Annotated in this window: 21 protein-coding genes, 1 tRNA gene and 2 pseudogenes; 12 read left to right on the top strand and 12 right to left on the bottom strand. The window is 61.1% G+C overall.

Annotation, left to right across the window (positions count from 1 at the left end; translation table 11 throughout):
* Positions 1 to 992: 992 nt before the first annotated feature.
* From SO139_RS30380 to SO139_RS30365, 4 genes are all read right to left on the bottom strand, one after another.
* Positions 993 to 1,511 carry a hypothetical protein gene (locus tag SO139_RS30380; RefSeq protein ID WP_449382598.1) on the bottom strand — a complete coding sequence of 173 codons (519 nt, stop codon included), beginning with the start codon at positions 1,509 to 1,511 and terminating at the stop codon, positions 993 to 995.
* Between the two features lie 1,032 nt (positions 1,512 to 2,543).
* On the bottom strand, positions 2,544 to 3,026 hold the full coding sequence (locus tag SO139_RS30375; protein ID WP_449382600.1) for a hypothetical protein: 483 nt from the start codon (positions 3,024 to 3,026) through the stop codon (positions 2,544 to 2,546).
* Between the two features lie 1,569 nt (positions 3,027 to 4,595).
* Positions 4,596 to 5,183, bottom strand: coding sequence for a hypothetical protein (locus SO139_RS30370; RefSeq protein WP_449382597.1), 588 nt, complete (start codon positions 5,181 to 5,183; stop codon positions 4,596 to 4,598).
* 586 nt (positions 5,184 to 5,769) lie between these two features.
* Positions 5,770 to 6,144 carry a DUF1330 domain-containing protein gene (locus SO139_RS30365; RefSeq protein WP_449382596.1) on the bottom strand — a complete coding sequence of 125 codons (375 nt, stop codon included), beginning with the start codon at positions 6,142 to 6,144 and terminating at the stop codon, positions 5,770 to 5,772.
* Positions 6,145 to 6,786: 642 nt separating this feature from the next.
* Here SO139_RS30365 and SO139_RS30360 point away from each other — a divergent pair.
* The 9 genes and pseudogenes from SO139_RS30360 to SO139_RS30320 all read left to right on the top strand — a co-directional run bounded on the left by SO139_RS30360 (position 6,787) and on the right by SO139_RS30320 (position 13,681).
* Positions 6,787 to 7,608, top strand: coding sequence for a sugar phosphate isomerase/epimerase family protein (locus SO139_RS30360; protein WP_449382595.1), 822 nt, complete (start codon positions 6,787 to 6,789; stop codon positions 7,606 to 7,608).
* A gap of 30 nt (positions 7,609 to 7,638) precedes the next feature.
* Positions 7,639 to 7,869 (top strand): annotated as a pseudogene (locus tag SO139_RS30355) (ABC transporter substrate-binding protein); the annotation flags it as partial.
* A pseudogene (locus tag SO139_RS30350) lies at positions 7,846 to 8,376 on the top strand (ABC transporter permease); the annotation flags it as partial. The pseudogenes SO139_RS30355 and SO139_RS30350, both read left to right, overlap by 24 nt.
* A 207-nt stretch (positions 8,377 to 8,583) precedes the next feature.
* A complete protein-coding gene (ilvD, locus tag SO139_RS30345; protein WP_449382594.1) occupies positions 8,584 to 10,434 on the top strand; it encodes a dihydroxy-acid dehydratase in 1,851 nt (616 codons plus the stop codon).
* Positions 10,435 to 10,663: 229 nt separating this feature from the next.
* Complete coding sequence (locus SO139_RS30340) at positions 10,664 to 10,990, top strand: hypothetical protein (RefSeq protein ID WP_449382599.1); 327 nt, start codon at positions 10,664 to 10,666, stop codon at positions 10,988 to 10,990.
* Positions 10,991 to 11,305: 315 nt separating this feature from the next.
* A tRNA-Ser gene (locus tag SO139_RS30335) sits at positions 11,306 to 11,395 on the top strand.
* 480 nt (positions 11,396 to 11,875) lie between these two features.
* Positions 11,876 to 12,061 carry a hypothetical protein gene (locus SO139_RS30330; RefSeq protein ID WP_449382593.1) on the top strand — a complete coding sequence of 62 codons (186 nt, stop codon included), beginning with the start codon at positions 11,876 to 11,878 and terminating at the stop codon, positions 12,059 to 12,061.
* Positions 12,062 to 12,471: 410 nt separating this feature from the next.
* Entirely contained in the window at positions 12,472 to 12,750 is a 279-nt protein-coding gene (locus SO139_RS30325) for a hypothetical protein (RefSeq protein WP_449382592.1), read from the top strand.
* A gap of 625 nt (positions 12,751 to 13,375) precedes the next feature.
* Positions 13,376 to 13,681, top strand: coding sequence for a hypothetical protein (locus SO139_RS30320; RefSeq protein ID WP_449382591.1), 306 nt, complete (start codon positions 13,376 to 13,378; stop codon positions 13,679 to 13,681).
* A gap of 1,070 nt (positions 13,682 to 14,751) precedes the next feature.
* On the opposite strand, the gene SO139_RS30315 is transcribed toward SO139_RS30320, so the two are convergent.
* From SO139_RS30315 to SO139_RS30295, 5 genes are all read right to left on the bottom strand, one after another.
* A complete protein-coding gene (locus SO139_RS30315; protein ID WP_449382590.1) occupies positions 14,752 to 14,988 on the bottom strand; it encodes a hypothetical protein in 237 nt (78 codons plus the stop codon).
* Between the two features lie 168 nt (positions 14,989 to 15,156).
* The gene (locus SO139_RS30310) at positions 15,157 to 15,609 is read right to left on the bottom strand and encodes a hypothetical protein (RefSeq protein ID WP_449382589.1); all 453 of its coding nucleotides are present in this window, start codon (positions 15,607 to 15,609) and stop codon (positions 15,157 to 15,159) included.
* A 430-nt stretch (positions 15,610 to 16,039) separates the two neighbouring features.
* Positions 16,040 to 16,207 carry a hypothetical protein gene (locus SO139_RS30305; protein WP_449382588.1) on the bottom strand — a complete coding sequence of 56 codons (168 nt, stop codon included), beginning with the start codon at positions 16,205 to 16,207 and terminating at the stop codon, positions 16,040 to 16,042.
* 358 nt (positions 16,208 to 16,565) lie between these two features.
* On the bottom strand, positions 16,566 to 16,853 hold the full coding sequence (locus tag SO139_RS30300; protein ID WP_449382587.1) for a DUF3551 domain-containing protein: 288 nt from the start codon (positions 16,851 to 16,853) through the stop codon (positions 16,566 to 16,568).
* 365 nt (positions 16,854 to 17,218) lie between these two features.
* The gene (locus tag SO139_RS30295; protein WP_449382586.1) at positions 17,219 to 17,443 is read right to left on the bottom strand and encodes a hypothetical protein; all 225 of its coding nucleotides are present in this window, start codon (positions 17,441 to 17,443) and stop codon (positions 17,219 to 17,221) included.
* Between the two features lie 233 nt (positions 17,444 to 17,676).
* On the opposite strand from SO139_RS30295, the gene SO139_RS30290 reads away from it, so the two are divergent.
* Positions 17,677 to 17,994: a DUF1476 domain-containing protein gene (locus tag SO139_RS30290; protein ID WP_449382585.1), complete on the top strand. Its 318-nt coding sequence runs from the start codon at positions 17,677 to 17,679 to the stop codon at positions 17,992 to 17,994.
* Here SO139_RS30290 and SO139_RS30285 read toward each other — a convergent pair.
* Positions 17,991 to 18,575, bottom strand: a complete 585-nt coding sequence (locus SO139_RS30285; protein ID WP_449382584.1) for a TIGR00645 family protein — start codon at positions 18,573 to 18,575, stop codon at positions 17,991 to 17,993. The two genes, SO139_RS30290 and SO139_RS30285, sit on opposite strands and share 4 nt — an antisense overlap.
* Before the next feature lie 158 nt (positions 18,576 to 18,733).
* On the opposite strand from SO139_RS30285, the gene SO139_RS30280 reads away from it, so the two are divergent.
* Positions 18,734 to 19,000 (top strand): hypothetical protein, encoded by a 267-nt coding sequence (locus SO139_RS30280; protein ID WP_449382583.1) that lies wholly within the window; start codon positions 18,734 to 18,736, stop codon positions 18,998 to 19,000.
* Between the two features lie 27 nt (positions 19,001 to 19,027).
* On the opposite strand, the gene SO139_RS30275 is transcribed toward SO139_RS30280, so the two are convergent.
* Positions 19,028 to 19,159, bottom strand: a complete 132-nt coding sequence (locus SO139_RS30275; protein WP_256375276.1) for a hypothetical protein — start codon at positions 19,157 to 19,159, stop codon at positions 19,028 to 19,030.
* Between the two features lie 831 nt (positions 19,160 to 19,990).
* On the opposite strand from SO139_RS30275, the gene SO139_RS30270 reads away from it, so the two are divergent.
* Complete coding sequence (locus SO139_RS30270; protein ID WP_449382582.1) at positions 19,991 to 20,905, top strand: septal ring lytic transglycosylase RlpA family protein; 915 nt, start codon at positions 19,991 to 19,993, stop codon at positions 20,903 to 20,905.
* Here the strand turns inward: SO139_RS30270 and SO139_RS30265 are convergent.
* The gene (locus SO139_RS30265) at positions 20,899 to 21,855 is read right to left on the bottom strand and encodes an alpha/beta fold hydrolase (protein ID WP_449382581.1); all 957 of its coding nucleotides are present in this window, start codon (positions 21,853 to 21,855) and stop codon (positions 20,899 to 20,901) included. The two genes, SO139_RS30270 and SO139_RS30265, sit on opposite strands and share 7 nt — an antisense overlap.
* Positions 21,856 to 21,944: the final 89 nt, after the last annotated feature.

Here is a 21,944-nt window from a genome sequence, read left to right as displayed (position 1 = left end):
TGTGAGTATGCCTGTCCATAAGGACAGTTCTCAACACAACGGTCCACCTGACAAGGCGGCCCCCAGCGGAGGATTACGGATCATCTGGACAAGAATGGGCTGGGGTAAAGTGACGTCCTGGGAAGGAGACGTCAAAGAACGTGAAGTGTGAGACAATCGCCCAATGCGATCTTCGAAAGCCGCTTCGACAGAGGGTGTCGATCTGACGGACGGCTTACATCGGTGGTCCTTCGTGCGGTTGTTCTTCTTGGCGTCGATCACGACGTCCTCCGGCATTTCCGGAATAGCATCAGCAGTTGGGCGATTGCAGACCGGGCAGGGCTCACCGGGCGCGCCACATCCGCATGCGCGCGGCCCTCCTTCCCAAGGCCGCTCGGGATGAGCCTCGCAGACCCAACCTGAGTCATAGCAATGTGGGCATCGCATCCGCGGTCCATCCACCGAACAGCATTCCTGTCAGAGTCCGACTGTACCGTTGCGCATCGCCGTATTTTACCCAAGAACCCGCCGCGTCGCTGGATCCCACGGGGGGCCGTTGCGGGGATGGCGTGAAGCTGGATTTGGAGGAGTCTAGGTGTCACGCCAAGACCCGACACCTCATCGAAGCGTCATCTTTTGGTTTCGGCAAGCTCAAGTGTTAAGCAGAAGTATGACTGTGTGGCTGACGTAATTGTCGCTCACGTTGGCACACGCTTTCAAATCGGGAAGTGCGTGGTTGAGCGAGACACCTTAGAGCCAGCGAGTTCGCTTGGGGATCGGCCGTCGCGACCCGGCGGCGTCTTCTATCGACTAGCCTTAGTTGAAGTTCAGCCGTCAAATAGTTTGAGGGAGAGGCTTTCCAAGGAATGTCCGAGTTGGGTCAGAAAATGCCAGTGAGAGCAAATCGGGTCCGCTAAATCCTGAGACCTCGACAGCACGTGTAGACACTTCAGAATGGCCAATGAACGAGATCATTCGCCTACCTCGTCGGAAGTCGTCAGTGGAGTGGCATCTCAAAATTGAAACGGACTGACCGAAATGGAAATCTTGCCGTCCGCAGCTTGTTCTACCTTAAAGTCCACCTCTTTTTGCGCTGTTACATCCTCAACGGTCACATGCAACAACGCCGTACAAGTAACTGCTCGCTTGGCTTTTGAATTTGTGCGTATTGTTTCATCCAACCTGTATGCGGCGCCTTGTCTAGCCTTTTTCAAAGTGGCTAATTTTTCGGCTTCTGTGCTCGTATTACTTACCATCGCCGCGATCGCGCTCGAATTCTTGACCGCGTAGTTGACAAGCGCGTTGTCGCTGTTGTCTGAAACGATCTTAACCACCGTACTGCGCGTATCGAAAGAATCACACTCGGGCGTCGTCCCGCCGCAACCGCTCAGCAAAAGCAAAGCAGGGAGACACCAGAAAACCCACTGTCCTTTCCGAAAATGTTTCATCGGAATCGTCACGAGCACCGTCATCAGTGGCAGGCCCGTAGCTTCCACCAGATTTGCGGCAAGAGCAGTGTTGCCGACTGCCATAGTAGCTACGGTGACAAGCTACGTTTTGCCGCTCTGTAAGGTTCTAAACTCTAGTTGCTGATCTCCGAAGTTAAGGGAGGAGTCGAAAAGACTGGCAACTGAAGCGGTCTTCAAACGGGCGTGGCTTCTCGGGGCGGACTAGGGGGCGGGAGTCCGTACCGGGCAGCGCGCTCTGCAGCCAACTCGCGATAGGCTTTCGCTTGTTCGGCGAGCTGCGCCTTGAGATTTGGATCAGCTTCGTGGGCAGCCAAGCGCTCAAACTGCAATGCGTGTTCTATGTATTCAGTCAGGAGTTTCATAGCGGAGAAACTATATTCTTGGCTGGCCGCCATTTCTTATCTCAGCGTGCCCGTGCCAATGATTGGGGTCCTGCTTTCGGCCTTTCATGATGTTAACCCTTGGGGGTGAACTCCGGTTCTGGACCATCTTGCAGTTCCCGGTGTTTTATTCTCTCAGGGAACTGGGACCATGTTAGGAACTTTTAGAACATTAAAGGCGGTGCTGGGGGCCACTCGATCGCTCTAGTGGCGCTCGCCATTGTCTTGGTGTCGCCGGAAGCAATCTGGGCTGCACGAGCGATCAGCGTCTTCGGGCCAGGACTGATCTTGCACAGTCCTTGAGACCAAAGATCGATAGCCGTCCCCGCAAATCGAGCTGACCCCCATCTACCGCTAGGTGATCCTATGTCGAGACGCTGGCCAACCCGATTTCAAGTTCGTAGCCGCTGCCGCCGCCGAGGTTAAGCAGCAGAGTGCTGCTATTGCATCGCTACGAAACTAAGTGGTCGCGCACGCTTTGATTTGCATGGGTGAATACGACTTCCATATGGAACTGATGAACGCCGTCGCCCGATACAGGTTGCTGGCAGAGGTGTTTTCGCAGGACCCTGACCTGCTATCGCAGATAAATCAGCTCGTGGCGGAACTCGAAGAGGACCTACGAAACCTCGAACTTTCCGCTGAGGCACCAAAGCACGACCACGAACACTAACAAGCCGCTCGTCGGCGGCACCCAGCAAGCTATGGGTAGCAATCAGGCAACTGCTGTCAACCTGCTATCTGCATCCGGGTTTGCGCAAAGCAGACGTTTGCGAATGGCTTCTTCAACGAGCGCCAGTGCTTCCTTGGCCTCTCGCGCTTCAGCTTCGGCAACTTTGGCGCGAAGGTCTGCAGCCGTCAGCTTATCCTTTTGAGCTTCAATGCACGACTGGGCTTGTTCTAGCGCTCTGCACGCACCTTGCAACTTATGTTCGGCGGTGGTGATCAGTTCACGCTGCGCCCGCTCGGCGGCCTCAGCCCGAATTTCAGCGTGCCGCAGCCTTTCTAAGGCGCTCGCGCAAAGCGATTGGGCGCGGGCTTCGGTCTCACGGGCATGCTCCTCCATACTGCGGAAGACGTCGGCCGCTTGATACACCAAGTCGAGGGCTGTTGCTCCCTTGTCTGGTGCCGGCGGCGGGGGAAAGTTCAGGACGGTCTCGTCCCGTCCAACTGACGCACTGGAATTACGCTGCGCCATCAAATTCAAGCCCCGTTGCTAACACACACACCAGCAGCATCATGGAAAGCTACGGTTAACGGATGGTTAAAAAGCCGAATGCCCGGGGCATCGCAACGGCGCGGGGGGACGGTGGCCTTCGCTGCCGGACTTCCAGGAAGTGACCACGCATCGCTGGGCCAGACGCGGTCGCCCCTCGATGCGTACCGAAAGACGCCCGAGCAGGATCGGCAAGGCATTGAAGCTCCCGGTTTCGAGGTCGTACTGGGATACATAGCCGGTCGAACAATCCCACGCGGACTACACGAACTCAGTAGCGACCAAGCCATCAGCGGCGGTGAGAGGGGCGTCGGGGCGTCCAGGTACAGCAAAGGATTGAATTATTACCGCGCCGAATGAAGTCCCGCCGACATGAGAGCGCCGGCGGGTTTTTACTGCAGTGTTCGTGCTTAGACAGCCGTCATCGGCAAACGTTCACTGGCACAGCACGCCATCCCCGACCGGTCCAGACTCGGCGCCACTGCGTGCAGCTGCCGCCCCAGGCAGCATAACTCGAACCTGGGCCCCATCCCCAACCTTGGTTCCAGCCCTGTCCCCATCCTTGATTCCATCCCGATCCTTGATTCCAGCCCCAACCTTGGTTCCAACCCGGGCGGCCCCAGGTGGCAGCACTCGCGAGGCCGAGACCCACGCCAGCTGCTACAGCCGGTCCATGCCATCCCCGGCCGCCCCGGCGCCAAGCGACGCCGCCGCCGCGCCAACCGCCGGCTCTGTGGAAACCAGCTCTGTGAAAACCAGCACTGTGGAGCCCAGCTCTGTGAAAGCCGCCTCCGTGAAAGCCCGCACGCGCGGAGGATGCTGTGGGGGCAAGCGCAATCACGGCCGTTGCCGCCATCGCGATAACAATTTTCCTGGTCATGAGGGAACTCCTGACAGACTCTCGTCCCCCTGGACTCCCTAAACAGCACAACCGATTCTTGTTCCCAACCGGCAGCAAACTCGTCGCCGGCGAGTTCAGGCGATGATGAGAACCGAGCGCGTGGCTTCGGTCCAGTTGCGAACGTACTGGGACATCAGTCGCCGCCGCATGCCCGCACTGGCACACGCTGCATAGCTTTTCCGCGTGGCCAGCCGCGCTCGACGGCATATTTGATGCCGGCGCCGAACTCCGGGCCGCTGGCTTATGGATGCGGCCGTCCTGGTCCTGGACGGGCTCAATGCCGGCGGCGATCTCGACAAGCTTGCGAGCTGCGGCTTCCGGGTTGGCGAAGGGACGTTCGGCGACGAGTTTCATGCGGCAGTCGGGCGGTGGGCATTTCGGGCATGGGCTGACGCTCGACTACTCGGGGAATTTTCGAGTGAAAGTAGCTATTCCGAGATTTGCACTCCCAGAGCCAAGGGCAGTAACGCTCCTGTTAGCGATGGCTGCCCTTGGGCGGAGCTGGTGGCTTATACGTTTGCAGCGCTCCGCAGGGCAGGTATTCAGAAAGTAAAGCGCGCTGACCTGTTTGACGAATAACACTATCGAAGTTTGCGCACACCGCGACGGCGACACTGCGATGTACCCAAATGATAATCCGGGCGAACGGCTCAGGCTGAATGTCGAACGGAACTTCCATGATCATGATGCTTGAAGAAGAGATCGAGCTTCACAGGTTCGCCAGTATCTCGCCAGAACAGTCTTTTGCCCATGCTGCCCGCCACCGCGAGGCGATGGTGGCCGCCGATTAGAGTATAATCATCCGTTGCTATGGCGATGATCTCGCCGGTTTCATCAACGATGACTTTCATGCGCCGCCTCCAATGCAACGCGCCGGTCAGCGCAGCCGCGATGGTACGCAATCTGTCTAACCTTGTGTCGGTCCCCGCGTTCCAACGGTGAAGATCACAGCTTCCGTAAGCCCATCGCGCACCGCCTTTCTGTGCGAGATGTACCCACTCATCGAGCGGTGGCTCGTTCCACTCGTCCGCCTTGGCAAGACAGGCTGACGCGATCTCCCGGCGGACCTGATCCACGACGGCGTCGATACTGCGCCGGACCTGTATGTCGCGCGAGCATCGGGCCGCGATGCCGGATAGATGCGTCAGCGTTATGCCAGCGAGCTGGTCGATCAGGGCATCGACATCGTCCCGGCGCACCAGCTCGCGTCGCTTCTCCATCAACCGCAGTTGCAGCATTCGGTCTTAGCCCTGACGTGACCAGCGTCAACCTCGCTGCGTGGCGATTGCCGTCGGTCGCGCGGGAAGCTGTCACCTTGCCGCTGGATCACGCCTTCCGCTGCGAGCTTGCAGATGTAGGTGGGTGCAATCGAGGTGCAGCGCGAGTGTCGACGCGCTGACGGTCCCAGCCCCCCTTAGCGACAGGCGAGCCATCAAAGGTAACGGTTTCAGGCATCGTGTTTCCGTCCTGTTGCGTCGCGGGCAGGATAGCTCACTTCCGCCTTCTGGCCTCATCGCGTCATTTCGTGGCGATGAGGAAGTTGGTCGCTATCGGCGCATAGCCGACATTGAGTAGGACGCACCTCTTCCTGTAACTGCAACCACGACTTCTTTCGTACCAAATATGCTCAGTATGTGCAGTCGCGCGTACCCCGCTTTTCCTACACGCCCCAGAAGAACCGGACGACCGTGCGGAGCGCGTCGGAAGGTTCACGACGAAGTGCTACGGCCCGCTGAGTAGAGCGTGCCACGTCTCGTCTCCCTTCATGCACGCGAGCTACTGCACGCGCTGCTGCATTCAGCGAAGACGAACCCTCCCAAACGGTCACCCGGGCAGGCCTTCAATCGCAACGATTCGAAATTTGGCGCCGCTCTGTCGGACTTTTGCGGCCGATTGGTTTTCGGGTGACTCGTACCAGCTGCGAACTGCATCCAGGCTTGGGAATTGCAAAATAGCCATACAACATGGCGCGGAGCCTGCTCCCTCCAGAAGGAGATTGTTCTGGCTGCGCGCCAGGTAGCGCCCGCCGTATCTCGGCAAGATTTCCCGCGCGAGCTTTGCGTACTCGTTCTGGATCGATTCGCTTGCGGTGGTCTCAGTTCGCTCAATAATGACAAAGGCCGGATGCTGCTGCTCCGCAATCGACACGGTGCCAAGGCAAGTAAACCCGAGAACAAGCAGAAATCCGATCCACCGCATGGAACTTGCTCCGAACATTTCGAGCGACCCGTTGCTCATCTGTCGGTCTGAGTTGCAATGCGCCAGTAGCATCGCAACTGCGCTAACGAAGTCGTGACCAGGATATCAGGATGACGGCAAGTAATTGCACTGATCGGCAAGGGACTACCCATCGTTCTCGCACGGAGCGCCAATACAAGGCCGTTCCGAACCGACGTGGACCCAAAAAGGGACCCAAATCGATTTTCTCGCGCATTTTTCCGGCTCAGAATCGAGCGTCATAAATGCGCGAACTCATCTGCAATGTAAGGGAGATTCGATGGCGTTTAGATGGGGATGAGCTGCCACGAGGTCCGGAGTGCCTAGGAGTCCGGACCTCGTGACTTCATCCCCCGCCTCATGAGGCCCCCGCCCATGTGACGCGGCCAGGAAAGTGTGACGCGTGTTGGCCGTCGGTCGCGCGGAGATACGCGAAATTATCGGGCGCTGCTATCCGCGTCATTACGGACGTGAACTGCCGTCTCAGTGCCACGCACGCGTGTGCCGAGGCCGGCGCGATGACCACATCTCCCTGAACGTCGGGAACCTGCCTTTCACCGGCGTGTCACTGAACCGCGTTAGCGCTGCCGATGTCATCACGCGATGGCCAAGGGAGTTCAAGACATGTCCGCTGTGCTGCCTGTGCTGGGCGCTGCCCTGTCAATCAAATCGATCCCTGCGCACCGTGACTGGCTCCTCGAACGCCAGCGCGACCTCGAGATCCAGGATTTCTTCCGCGCGGACCTGCTCGACAGCGACTGGCGCGCCACTGCGAGCGAGATCAAGCAGATGCTCGCGGGCCACACCGGCCGGCTCGGCATCCACGGCCCATTCTGGGGCTTCACGATCGACAGCCATGATCCGATGATCCGCCAGGCTGTCACGAAGCGACTTCTCCAGGGCCTCGACGCAGCCGAATTTCTCGGTGCGACGCAGATGGTGATCCATTCGCCGTTCACGACCTGGGATCACAACAATCTCGATCTTTACCCAGAGAGCCGCGGCAACCTGGTCGAGCGGGTGCGCGCAACGCTTGCCGAAGTGATCGCGCGGGCCGAGCAAAGCGGCTGCGAGATCGTGATCGAGAACATCGAGGACAAGGATCCCCGTGATCGCGTGCGCCTTGCGAAAGCGCTCGAGAGCCCGAAAGTGCGCGTCTCGCTCGATACCGGTCACGCCAACTACGCCCATGTTTCCACCGGCGCGCCGCCGGTCGACTACTACGTCGACGCGGCCGGCGACATGCTGACGCATGTGCACCTCCAGGACACCGACGGCTTCGCCGACCGCCATTGGGCGCCGGGTGAGGGCAATATCCGCTGGCCGGCGGTGTTCCGTGCGCTGGGGCGCCTCAATTCCCATCCGCGGCTGATCCTCGAGCTGCGCAATCACGATCACGTCCGCACGGCAGCGGCACATCTCAAGTCGCTCGGTCTCGCTGAATAACCAACACAAATAAGGGCAGGGGTCATCGTCATGAGCAAGCTCACACGTCGACCATCCTGAAATCCGGCACGGCGGCCGCCGGCAGCTCCTGCCGCGGTTCTCGATGGCGCAGGGCGACAACCGTCCCTCGGTCACGATCGCGGTACAGAAGGTCACGAACACAAACGTGCTCGACGTGCTGCGCGAGCAGTCGAACGTTGGGGAGCGCGTATTCTTCTCCTCGATCTGGGAAGGCTGATCTCGAAGAATTTCCGCGGCAATGCGGTCGAGCAACTCGTGCTGATGCTGTCCGACTTCCAGGCGAGCATGCCGTTCTTGATCATGGCGCTCGCGGTGCTCGCCTTCTTCGGCAACTCCCTGACGCTGCTCATGGGCCTGTTCGGCTGGGAGCGCTATGCCCGCATCGCGCGGGGCCTCGCGATATCGGCCCATGCGCAGGGCTATGCGGCCGCCGTCCGCCAGCTCGGCGCGACGCCGAGTCGGATTTACCTCGGGCACATCCTGCCCAACATCGCCTCGACCCTGATCGTCTCCACGACACTGGTCTTCCCCGAGGTGATCCTGATGGAGTCCGGTCTGTCCGTCCTTGAGCTGGGCGTTCAGCCGCCGATGACCAGCCTCGGCAACATGGTCGGCTATGGGCGGGAGTACCTGACCCGGGCGCCTTGGATCATGCTGGCGCCAGCCACAACGATGGTCGTGACCACGCTCGCAGTCTCCATCATCGGCGACTGGCTGCGCGATAAGCTCGATCCGACCCTGCAATAGGGGCACTTGCAGCCCGGATGGAGCGAAGCGGATCCGGACTACGAAAAGCCCGCGTCGGGAGCAGGGGAGGCCTGCACCGGGTCGATCTGGGCGGTTTCGAGGCAAGTTCTCGTTGCGCCCTTCGGTCCCGTGCGCTATCCGGCCGGAAAGGCCTGAGGCGGCTTCAAAATTTCCCGCCAGGCCCACCCAACGAGGACGGAAACCGCCATGCCAGCCTATCGCTCCCGCACCACCACCCACGGCCGCAACATGGCGGGCGCGCGCGGCCTCTGGCGTGCGACGGGCATGAAGGATGCGGATTTCGGCAAGCCGATCATCGCGGTGGTCAACTCCTTCACCCAGTTCGTGCCCGGCCACGTCCACCTCAAGGATCTCGGCCAGCTCGTCGCGCGCGAGATCGAGCAGGCCGGCGGCGTCGCCAAAGAATTCAACACCATCGCGGTCGACGATGGCATCGCCATGGGCCATGACGGCATGCTGTACAGCCTGCCGTCGCGCGAATTGATCGCCGACAGCGTCGAGTACATGGCCAACGCCCATTGCGCCGATGGGCTCGTCTGCATCTCCAATTGCGACAAGATCACGCCTGGCATGCTGATGGCGGCGCTGCGGCTCAACATCCCCGCGGTGTTCGTCTCGGGCGGCCCGATGGAGGCCGGCAAGGTCAAGCTGCACGGCAAGACACACGCGGTCGACCTGATCGACGCGATGGTTGCGGCGGCCGACTCCAAGGTCAGCGATGACGACGTCAAGGTGATCGAGCGCTCGGCCTGCCCGACCTGCGGCTCGTGCTCCGGCATGTTCACCGCCAATTCGATGAACTGTCTCACCGAGGCGCTGGGTCTCGCGCTGCCCGGCAACGGTTCGGTGGTCGCGACCCATGCCGATCGCAAGCGCCTTTTCGTCGAGGCCGGTCACACCATCGTCGACCTCGTCCGCCGCTACTACGAGCAGGACGATGCCAGCGTGCTGCCGCGCAACGTCGCCAACTTCAAGGCGTTCGAGAACGCCATGACGCTGGATATCGCGATGGGCGGCTCGACCAACACCGTGCTGCATCTCCTCGCCGCAGCCCATGAAGGGCAGGTCGAGTTCACCATGCGCGACATCGACCGCCTGTCGCGCCGCGTGCCCGTGCTGTGCAAGGTCGCGCCTTCCGTCGCCGACGTCCATGTCGAGGATGTGCATCGCGCCGGCGGCATCATGGCCATTCTGGGCGAGCTCGACCGCGCCGGCCTGATCGACACCAAGGTCTCTACCGTGCACGCACCGACCATGGCCGACGCGCTGGAGCGCTGGGACGTCAAGCGCTCGAAGAGCGAACAGGTCCGCACCTTCTATCGCGCTTCGCCCGGTGGCATTCCGACGCAAGTGGCCTTCAGCCAGGAGCGCCGCTATGAGGAGCTCGATCTCGACCGCGAGAAGGGCGTGGTGCGCGATCTCGAACACGCCTTCAGCAAGGATGGTGGCCTCGCCGTGCTCTATGGCAACCTTGCGCAAGACGGCTGCATTGTGAAGACGGCGGGCGTCGATGCCTCGATCCTGAAATTCTCGGGCCCGGCCCGCGTGTTCGAAAGCCAGGACGCTGCGGTCGAAGGCATCCTGGGTGGCAAGGTCGTTGCTGGCGAAGTCGTCGTCGTCCGCTATGAGGGTCCGCGCGGCGGCCCCGGCATGCAGGAGATGCTCTATCCGACCAGCTACCTGAAGTCGGTCGGGCTCGGCAAAGCCTGCGCGCTCGTCACCGATGGCCGCTTCTCCGGCGGCTCCTCGGGCCTGTCGATCGGGCATCTGTCGCCGGAAGCCGCCGAGGGCGGCAACATTGGCCTGGTGCGCGACGGCGATCGCATCGCGATCGACATCCCGAACCGCAGCATCCAGCTCGAAGTCTCCGACGAGGAACTGAGCAAGCGCCGCGCGGCGGAGCAGGCGAAGGGCGATGCGGCCTGGCAGCCGCAGAACCGCAAGCGCAACGTCTCGACTGCGCTGCAAGCCTATGCCGCACTGACCACCAGCGCCGCGCGCGGCGCGGTGCGCGAGGTCAAGCGGCGCTCGAACTAAGCTCGCACGTGCGGGCTACGATCCTTGGTCAATGAGTTCTTATCGACCGGCCGCGATTGCGCGGTCCCGTTAAGGATGCCCCAACGAACTTTCATCGATGCGGATTTCGCAGCATATACTGCTGCGTGCCGACCCACCGATCCAAGTCATTTCCCGCGTAACTGGGGCACCAACCACCATGTCTCGTACCATTGCCGTCGTTTTCGCCAGTGCAACCGTCGCCATTGCCATGACGGGCGCGGCGTCCGCCGGCTGCTACAATTGCTACACCCCGCCGCCGTGCACGACCTGCTACCAGCAGCAATACGTGGCGCCGCAATATCGCACCGTCGATGAGACCGTGATGGTCTCGCCTGGCTCCGTCGTTGCGCATCGCACGCCCGCGCAGTACCGCACCGTGATGGTGCCGCAGACCGTGATGGTCGCGCCGGCCGGCGTGCAGTACGAGCGAATCCCGCCGCAATACGCGACGCGCCAGCGCGTCGAGATGGTCTCGCCCGGCTACTCTTATTATGCCCCCGTCGTCTCGCCCTGCGCGTCCTGCGGCGGCTACTGAACCAGAATCAGAGCAGACAAAAAGCGTGGCGCCCCTGGCGCTGCGCTTTCGTTTGAAGCGAACGAGGCCCGGAGTTGGAGACTAGTCCAGCCGGGCCTCGTAATCGGCGACGCCCTGGGCGGCGGCGCCGATGTCGGGAATTGATTGTGTCCGGCCACGTGACGAGGGCCGTTGCAGGCTTCGCAAGCTAAGCGGGCAAGCTGACAGCGACCTTACAGGTGGTTCCGGTGGGCGACGACACCTGCCAGCCGGACCAGTCCAACTTCGCGTTGCCTTTGCGGACTGCCTGCGTTAAGCGACTGAAATTCCTGATTTGGAAGGGTGGCCGAGTGGTTTAAGGCACCGGTCTTGAAAACCGGCGTGCCCGCAAGGGTACCGTGGGTTCGAATCCCACCCCTTCCGCCAATGCAGCTCGGATCCGGAAGCCGAGCGGCCCGAATCAAAGATTCGCGCGATCGGTTTGGCCTCACGCCAGCGGAGGCGATCTCCGCGCTGCATGGTGCTGGCGCAACCGGATGCAGAGATAGTGCTGGACGGAATGCACTGCCTCACGGGGACCATTGCCGATCGCGCCCGCGATCTTCGAGAACGGCATGTACGGGAACGACGAGGCCCGCCGGCGGAACCTGGCGGGCCCCTAATCGTACTAATTTGCGTCGGCCATCGCTTCTGTTGAGGCAGGGCAATTGGAAGTGGCCGGCAGGGGCCGCTGGCCGTTGCACAGGGTCGGCGGCCCCACCTTGAGTTACAAACCTATCGACGGCTGATCAATGCGGGAAAACGTCGCGTGACTGCCGGTTCACGCTGGCGAGCCTTAACATAGGAGAATTGACTTCCGGTATCGCGATGCCGACATTGGTAAGATGCGGCGCGGGGACCGTAGCGATGAAAGACTATCAAGCCCAGCTCGAGAAGCTGCGCAGGGACGCGGCAGAGTGCGCCTTGATCCGCGATCTGGCGACCGACAGAGACAAACGCGACTTGTTTGATCGCCTCGCCGCTCACCTCACAGTTCTTGCGGATCAGGTAGAGATGGCGCTGCTCGAGAGGCGAAAGGCGACTGGCAGTTAGTGGCTCACGCCGGCGCGCGCCTATCGCCTCATACGCGCAGGCGCCCCCTCGGGATCGTTCTCGCCAAGTCGCGTCTGAGCAACTTCCGCGGTTCGGGCCGCCTTGCGGCCTGCCATTCTGGCGCGTCGTGCTCCTTCTGCGGCAGCGCAGCGATGTACTCGCCGGCATCACGCAGCATCACCAGCTTGCGGCCGTTGGCCTCGATCGGATCGTCAAAGCCGCTCCCCAGCCCTGTGCAACCACGTCTATTCTTGCCGGCAGGCTAGAGGGTACCGGGCACAAGATGAGGAAGTCAGCACTTCGCGGACGCTTCGGGGAGCTGTATGTTGACAACTTGACAGTGCCGTCGTGGCACCGACCCCCGCCATGTTTCCGGGGCCTGCGACCACGCGGTTGCAAGGGAGAGAAAAATGCGCCTGTTCTTGGTGGCGTTCTTCGCATTATCAGCTGGGCTAACCCTCGCTCATGCACAAGACAAGACCAAACAGTCTGTGTCGTCGTGTAGCTATACTCTACGCAGCGGGGATTCGTACGACGTGCCCGCCGGCGAGGCTCTTTGCTGGCGCGTGCCTGCGCCTTCCTACAAGGAATACACGCTGCTAACTTGTGGATCGCCGCCGTCGTTGCAGGAGATTGCCCGGGTGAAACCAGGCGATCCTCGCTGCAAGAAATACGAGGAACGGCAATAGATCTTGATGTGAGCCGCGATCTCGACCAGCTTGCGCGCGGCGGCTTCCCGGACAGGCGAAGGGACATAAGGAACTATCTGGGTTGTCGCCGATTAAATCCTTGCCGAACGCGCGCACATGGGAGTGCGTGTCATGCGCCTTCAGACATTCAAGGACGACAGCCGCTCCAGGCACTTCGATTTGATCGGTGGAAAAGGACACCACTGGTCAATTGATCTGGTCACGGCAACGGCTGCGAGCATCCTAACGGTAGGCTTCGCGTGTGCCCTCGTGGCCCTCTGGGTTCGCTAGCGGCACAGCGGAGTTCACTCCAACCGAAACACAAAATCCACCGTGTGTCTCACGAGTGGCGGGGCCGATCGTCGCCGTGTCCGGCAGAAGTAGACGGCCGCGCCCTGGTCGACGTCATATGCCTACCGGCAAGATGCGCGCGATGCGCGTGAGCGGCGTCGTGGTCTATTGCGCGGACGACATGCCGCAATCAAAGCGACTTCCCAAGAACCTCGCAAAGAGGCTCGCAACGGCCGCGAGCCATTGCGGACGTGGGGAAAGGCTGGCGGGAACTGACCCCGCTTAGGATCGAATTCGGCCAATCTGGGTTAACGAAAACCGAGGCGAGGCAGCGGTGGGTTATTCTATGCTTGGATTGGCAATTCTGTTCGCGGCAGTCGGGTTGGGTTTTGCCGTTGGTTACGGCACCCGAGAAGTCGTCTCACGCAGACGACACGTCGAATATTTGGCATATGCGCCATATCTCGGGCCTCCACAGCCGAATGTTTCACATACCAGGGATGACGGTCGCTTGGGGCAGCAGCCAACCACGTCGGTCAGGAACATCTTCTCGATATTGGCCGATCGCCTCAGCTTCGCGCTTGCTTTGGATTTTACCTTGGCGCTGCTGCTGATCCTGTTGCTGCCAAGGCCGTTATGACCCTTCCGGACGATCCGAGCGAAAAACTGTCGGCCGTATCCCGTGCGTTTGGGGCGGGTCCCGCGTCGGCCGGCGCCGTTCGCACAGGAAGCACAACCGGTGAAGGCCGTCGACACAAGGAGGCCGCCTCGGAAGGCGGCCTCAATTCGAAAGCGCTGATCTAATTCCGTGTTGAAATGAACTCGCAGCCAAAGCCTCAAGCTGCGACCAGCCCCGGGTGCAACAGTAGATCGGGAATTCAAACGTCTGCCCGGCGAGAGAAGGCTACCAACGTCTGCATACGCCGCTTTAACAAATGCAAATCAGATCGAGAAAAGTCGGCAAATTTGAATCTGTTCCTCTGTGCAAAATTGGACATTACAAAATGCCGGACCGCTCTAGGCTCGCTCGGCTTGGCCAGCCAATACCGCCAAGCAAAACTCCAACGGCCCCGGCATTGTAGGTGGTGCTGGGGCCGTTTTTCGGCAGCACGCCAGGAACGCGCTTGCGCGGAGATCATGCTCAAACAACAACCCAAGGTGCGCTGGCGATTCACCCTAATCTCATCGCGCTTTCCACGATTAGGAAATAGAGCGACGCCACGGCGCAAATTGCCGCTCGTCCTAACTCCGTCTGTGCGTTCGAGGCGCAAGGCCGCCGCCATGACCAGCGGCCTTCCCCGGTTTCAAAAATACGAAATGAAAAAGCTCGCCCCCGGAATTGCCTGGTTTCCTAGAGGCCTTCCGGCGAGCGCATATGTGAATCGATTCGAGAGCCAAACCTGTTTTCAATGGGAAACTACGTAGGCAATGGTCGCGAGCAGCACGATCAGCCAAGAGTACCATGCGATGAAAACCCAGCTGTCAGGTTGAAGCTTTCGCATCTCAAAAGTGAGTACCCTCGGCCTGGATATCCTTTGATCTAGATCAAGGTGGCGAGTCGCTTGGCGATGCCGCATGGGGTGAGAAGTGAGCCCGCCATCCTCTATGGCGGGATTTTCTTCGTCTGTTTGGGCGCGATCATCGGGACCCTTTGAGTAAGCTGCGGCTCGGGCCTGCGAAAGAAGTTGCCAGCCCGACGTGGCCTCACGATCAAAGGACCCGACCTTTCGCCTGCGCCGCTTGGGAGGGCGCGGCGCGCGGCTTGATCGGCGTCAGTTCGCCGGATGGAGAGATGATGGCGACCTCCTGACGGCGGCACTTCGGACAGACGAACTTCACCTCATGCGGTCGGCTCGACCAGCTCGCATGCTTGAGGTTGGCCGACATCGGCCAAGCTTCGCATTGCGGACACGAGATCAGAAATCGACCAGGGTCGAGCATACCCATTCCAAAGCTCCAAGAGCCTGCCCGTAAGCTGAAATGTCCCACATATGTAAATAGTTCCGCGGGCGGGCAGGGCGGCGACGCAGGCCTGCCACGTTCCTGATGCGCGTCACATCTTGAATGCGACCCGCGTCGGACCGACGACAACGAGTTTGGCCGAAGCGTCGCTGCTCAGCTTCGCTTCTCTTTCGACCTCAGCCGCATCCCGATCTGCTGACGAATGGTCTTTGCAAGTGGCCGCACCGCGGCGACGGCGAAGCCGCAGAAAAGCATCAGCCAAGTCGCCAGCGCCGCGCACCACAATAGATCTTCCAGAATCTTGGGCATGATTTGCCCCCCAAAATGACTGCCTGAAATGAGAACAGTGTCCCTCAACCTCTGAGCGGCCACAAGGCGTCCTGAAAGTAGCAGCGAAGCGATATCAGTCGCGGAGAAGCCGCTGAGCGCCAGTTTTGCTGGGGAAGCGGGCCCGTTTCCCAAAATTCCCTCGATCGGTGATTGTGAAACGGAGGATCGATTCTCGGGGTAATCGGTTGGATCCGGATGCGCATCCGGGTCATGACATGGGCAGGTTCGCTGACCCTTGTTGGTGTTCTTGTCTCTGCTTGCGTGAATTCTGACCATGCGAGGCCGACAATTCGATCGGGCGCGCCATGGGCTCGCGATCTCAACGAGCCGCCCCCAAGTCGAGAGCCCGCCAACGAAGCGGCGGTGCCGGGAATAAAAGCGGATCTGAATGCTGCGCGAGAGAAAGCACCGCGCTGAGGGGAGACTTCCGTCGACGCCTCCTTTGCCCCGGCAAAGTCTCAGTGCTGAGGGCCACTATCCGATTATCCTTTCCAGGGCGACGAGAGCAGTAAAGACGATCACGACGACTCCAATGAAGGTAATGCCGAGGAAGACGTTGTGCATGGTGCCGCGTTTCCTTATTCGCCGCCGCGGCCAACTGCCGCGTAGGCTATTCGCGCGTCTTTCGGATTCCGACCGCGCGTCTGTCCGCAACGCGGGCACGAGTTGGGTGATCCCCGCAATCAGCTTTAATCAGCTTTCAACGTCAGTGGATTTTGATTTCCTTCAACGGGAGCCGAAGCTCGGCCGCGCGTTCTTCGCGATCCTTCTTGCGAAACTCGATCTCTCGCCGCTCGAATTCACTGAGTTCCCTTCGAGCCGCTTCCAGGATGCGATCACGTGGCGTCGTTCCTGGTTGTGTCCGTTCGGTCATTCCTTACCCCGGTGTTTTGGAAGGGGCACAGCGCCGTAGAATTGCGGATTTATGACGGCAGCGCGAGGACTATCGGTCCAGGCATTCTCACGATCGTGCCAAGAGATAGTGCCAAGCGATCGCGCCAAGCGACCGCGGCAAGACAAGCCTTTGGCGCGTGCGGCTGGGTCCGATCGTTGTGCCGGCAATTTGCCCGACGCGTCAATTGCGGGCGCCGCCGAGGCAACCCTCGCCGGCAACGCCCGCGCTACTGTGCATGGGGTTGTTTTCGATATTTTTGTTTAAGCGTGGTCCGCGCCGGTCCCGCGGCGGTTTTTCAACGCCGATGCTCTGATCGGCGTGTGTCGGGGCGGAAGTTTCACTGCCTGCGGTACACCCGGGGCTGCTGCGCGCCCGGCTGCTGTCCGGTCTGTTGCTGCTGCTGGAAGAGGACGCGCGGGTTCAGATCGCAATAGGTGTTCCACCGGCCCGAAGCGGACGCCAGGCACTGCGCCTTCGTTTCATACGAGCAGTCTCCAGACCAGCCGAGCTGTCCGCCAAAGACGCACCAGGGGTAATCATAGGAGGCGGGAAGGGCGGAGCCTGCGCGAGCGGCTGTTGCCGCGACCAGCAGGGCCAAGATGGCTAACGTCATGCGCATGATCATATCTCCTGTCCTAAGGTCTTTGGCGGCGGGCAAGCCCTCGAGCCATCCCACACGCCGCCTCAACGCGATCAAGCGCGTGGAGGATCAAGCCAAGTGGCTCGCCAGTCCACCCAGGCGCGATTTTTTTCTCGCCATGTGTGAACTGCCTCACATCCGGAATGCCGATCCCCTGCTACAGATCACGCATTGCTTTACTTATCCATTATTTAAAAACGCACCCCCGGCTGTTGCTATGCCGGGGGTGTTTTTGCGTGGAGCCGAGGCGAGGTGCTTCACTTGTCTGCGCAGCGGCCCAGGCTTGGACTGGGCCGCAATCAGAATGAGGCAAATCTCGCTATTGGAATCCGGTCAGGCGGCGTTTTTGTTCAATGCCGGCGGGATGAGCGCGCGGGACTGAAGGAATGCTTCAGCGCCGCGATCAAGCCCGCGGTCGAACGTGTCGACGATCTGGCTTCAATCGCTTCCGCCGCGACGCGGCAATCCGCGGCAACCTTCAGCAGGCCGATCCGCGCGAGGTCGAGGGTGGAGAGCTCCGCCTGCTCCAGACACACACGCTCCAAACGGCGGAATTCCCGCAGCTCTCTGCTCATGCGCTGTCCCCGATGGTTGAGGATAACCCAACCGCGATTCTCCTTAATGCGCGGTAAATCAGGCCGTGCTGGCCCCAGGCTGGTCACCCCCGCCTGTGCTATAGTCCAGCGCATGACCTGATCCCCGACGGCCCGCACCGACGGTTCCATCGTTCGGCCGGCGACTCGACCAGGCAACCAAGGCAGATGGCAAAGCGACCACGGAGACGATCGCAACGGGAGGGAGCCTGATCATGACCACGTTCGACAAGCGCGAGCAGGGCTTTGAAGCCAAATTCGTTCACGACGAGGAGCTCATGTTCAAAGCCACGGCCCGGTCCAACAAGCTGCTCGGCATGTGGGCCGCAGGGCAGCTCGGACTGAGCGGCGATGCCGCAAGCCGCTATTCGACGGAGCTCGTGACCGCCAATCTGGACAACAAGACGGTCGATGATGTCCTGGCAAAGGTCTCAGGCGATCTCGCCGGCAAGGGCATCACGCCCGAGCAGGTTGCACAGAAGCTTCAGGAATTCCTGCACCAGGCCGTACAGCAGCTGAAGGGCCCCGACTAGGGTTGTTCGTGATTGCGCGTGGCCGTGTCGCTCAGGCGATCGACGAAAGCGATCCCGATCGCTGATGCTACGAAGGTGATGTGAATCAGGACCTGCCACATCACGCCCTGCTCGGTAAAGCTGGCGCGGCCTGAGCCGAGATTGCCGGCCTCGATGAAGGTGCGTAGCAGCGCGATCGAGGAGATGCCGATGATGGCCATCGCGAGCTTGATCTTCAGCACGCTTGCATTGACGTGGCCGAGCCATTCCGGCTCGTCCGGATGGCCCTGGAGATCGAGCCGCGAGACAAAGGTCTCGTAGCCGCCGACGATCACCATGACCAGCAGATTCGAGATCATGACCACGTCGATCAGCGCCAGCACGCTCATCATGATCTGCTGCTCGGTCAGATCGAGCGCGTGCCAGGACAGATGCCAGAGCTCCTTGACGAACAGCGCAATGTAGACGCACTGCGCAACGATCAGCCCAAGATAGAGCGGCAATTGCAGCCAGCGCGAGCCGAAGATGACCATCGGCAGCGCGCGCAGGCGCGGCGAGGCCGGAAGGCGGGGCTGGCTCGTCGTCTCAGGCTCGCTCGACATTTTCAGGCAATTCCCCGCTTCGGTTGCACGGTGGCCAGATGTAGCCCGACATGATGGCCTGCGGAAGACGTGACGTCAGGATCATGCGCCGCCTGCGGCATGATGCTATTCTGACTTCCGGGCGGCGCTGATTTTCAGCTGAGATCATTGGAGACATCGTGCGGACGATTGCGGCTGTTGCGACCATCGTGCTCTGCGGAGCCGTAATCACCGAAGCGGCCGCGGTGCCGCTGACGCCATTTCGCTACGCGGACCAGGCGCAACGCTATTGTCCGAACGACAGGGTGGTGTGGCTGGATTTCAGAAAGGGACGCTACTACGCCAAGGGCCAGAAGCTCTACGGGCAGGGCTTTGATGGCAGCTTCGTCTGCCTCAACGAAGCTAAGAGCAGCGGCTATCGCGGCTCGGTGCTGGGCGTGCGCTGAGCTGCACCTGGCCGCGTGCCTCGTGAGCTACTTGCTCTCGCTCGGCAGCTTGACCGGCACGTGCGGGGAACTGCTGACGACGCGGGGACTTCCGTCCGGATAAGTGCGGCTCGTCCGGATCAGCGTTTCCAGAACCAGGAAGAATTTCTCGGCAAGCATGTCTCGTCACCCTCGTTGGTGATGGCCTCTTGAAATGAGTCGAGGCGCGAGAGGCGGAAATTCAATCAACTAAAAGGGAGGCGGGCGATCCGAAAACTCTGCACAGGCCGATCGGCAGGCTATTGCGCCGCAACATCGCGGCAGATGGATAATGGAAAGGTTGGCGCTCTCAGGCGAACGCCAAGGCCATCAGACTCGAGCAGAGCAGAACCAAGCCGCCTGCGGTCAACGCCAGAAAGCCGTCGGACACCAGATCATGATTGCGCATAGTACACCTGCCGCTCTCTTACTCGATGCTCGACCGGATTGATTAAAAGTTTCCGAACGCGCTCAACTGAAAGAGGTGATGCTTCCGCGCGAGGCATTATGCCCTCGTGCGGTATCCTTCGAACGCATGGGCCAGAAAAATCCCCGCGCTTACCAGACCCATCAGTGCTGAAACCGTCTCAATCATCGCAAACTTCCGTTGCGCCCCTCGCACACGCGACAAAACGCGTACCGCCTTGCACAGTCAAAAGGATTCCAATGTGCGCACTTGCAATCGGCAGGCAGTGAGGATTTGGCGCAACAGTTTGTCCAGGACTGGGACGGGAATAGGGCGCTTGGCGCGCCGGTGCTCCGTAGATCAACGGAGAGAATGCCAACCTCTGGTTTACCATCTCGGCGCGAGAGTCGCGCGCTCCCCATTTCCGCCGTGATCGCGTTGCGATATTGTCACCACTTCCGAACCGGTGGTGGGCCGTTTCGGGCAAGTCCGGCAGAAGGCCTCCTTGTGGGCACGCGTCCGGCGAGATGGTATTGGGGCGAATGGGGATCCGACGGTCAGATTCGATGGTGCGGGCCGCGCGTGGTGTTGCGGCTGCCGCGACCTGCCTCGTGCTCGCCAACTGTGCCTCATCGGGCAAATTCGCCAGCCGCGTCGATCCGAAATACGGCGTATCCTCCAGCCCGCGCGTGGTGGCCTGGGGCGATCCCGTGCCCAAGGGCGGCGGCACCTACCGCATCGGCAAGCCCTATGTGGTGGCCGGCAAGACATACGTGCCGGAGGAAGACGCCAACTACCGCGCCGAGGGCCTCGCTTCCTGGTACGGCGACGATTTCCACGGACGCCTGACAGCCAATGGCGAGATCTTCGACATGGGCTCGCTCACTGCGGCGCACCCGACCTTGCCAATGCCGTGCTACGCGCGGGTGACGAATCTTTCCAATGGCAAGTCGCTGATCGTCCGGGTCAATGACCGCGGGCCGTATCACGGCAACCGCCTCATCGACGTCTCGAATAAGGCCGCTGAACTGCTTGAATTCAAAGGCAACGGTGTTGCCAAGGTCCGCGTCGAGTATGTTGGCCGGGCGCCGCTTGAGGGATCCGACGACCGCCAGCTGATGGCCACCTTGCGCACCGGCATTCCGGCGCCGACCCCCTCCATGGTCCGCGTCGCCTCGGCAAGGCCCTTCGTCCCGGAGCTGTCAGCCTCCAGCCATGGTGCGATCCGTGGCGAGGTTCCGTTGCCGGAAGGGCGGCCCTACAGCCTCGGCAATACTTCGGCGGATGTGGCCTCGATCAACGCGACCTCGGAAATGTCGGCTTCGAGCCGCAGCCGCGGCCGTGCGCTCCACAACGCGCGGGCGGTGTCCTACGACCAGGACGGCCGCGATACGTCGGATGCGGCGCCATCGGCAGCCTATGTCTCCGACGACGGCGCGGCAGAGGCGCGCAACATCCTGAGCGGCCGCGGGCTCTACTGAGCCGCGCTTTCCTTCAGGAACTTCACCAGGGCCGTATTGACCTCGTCGGGCCGCTCCTGCTGCACCCAGTGGCCGGCACCGTCGATGATCAGCTTGCGCTTCAGGTTGGGCAGCACGCGCTCGAGCTCATTGACGCGCTTGGCGCCGATCAGACCGGTGATCACGCCGTCCTTGGAGCCGGCGATGAACAGCGAGGGCTGATGGATCTGCGCATTCTGCCAAGGCGCGGTCAGCTCCCAATTGCGGTCCAAGTTGCGGTACCAGTTGAGGCCGCCGCGGAAGCCGGACTTGCGATAGGCCTCGGTGAAATAGGCAAGGTCTGCCTCTGTCAGCCAGCCCGGCAGCGGCTCCGAGCCGCTGGCGTGGCCGAGAAAGCCCTTGTCGTCCTGAACGAACATCGCCGCCGTCGGGTCGGACAGTCCGCGCCCGCCCAGTACGACGCGCATGGTGTGGGCGACATCGCGCTCGAGCTCAGCCTCGGCAACGCCGGGCGTCTGAAAGTACTGCCAGTAGAAATTGGTAATGCCGTTCTCACGCAACAGGTCGAGCGGCTTACCGCGACCGCGGAACGACGGCGGAACGCTCAGGCCCGCCACCGCCGTGAACATGTCCGGCCGGAACAGCGCCGCATGCCAGGCCACCGGCGCGCCCCAGTCGTGGCCGATGACCATGGCCTTGGTCTCGCCAAGTGCCTGCACCAGGGCAACGACGTCACCGACCGTGTCGAGGATGGAGTAGGCGGCAACATTCGACGGTGCGGTGGTCCGGCCGTAGCCCCGCATGTCCGGAGCAACGACACGGAAACCGGCTGCCGCCAGCGCCGGGATCTGGTGACGCCAGGAGTAGGAGAGCTCAGGCCAACCGTGGCAGAGAACCACGAGCGGTCCCTGGCCCTGTTCGCGGATGAAAAGATCGATCCCATTGGCTGGGATCACGCGGGAGGAGGACATCGCTTTTCCGCCTTCTTTCAGAGGTTTGGTCGGAAATCGTGAGGCGCCACGATAAGGATGCCGGCCCACCTGTGCAATCTTCGGGTGAT

It is taken from the genome of Bradyrhizobium sp. UFLA05-89 (assembly GCF_059803475.1).
This window is presented reverse-complemented; position numbering and strand designations above follow the sequence as displayed.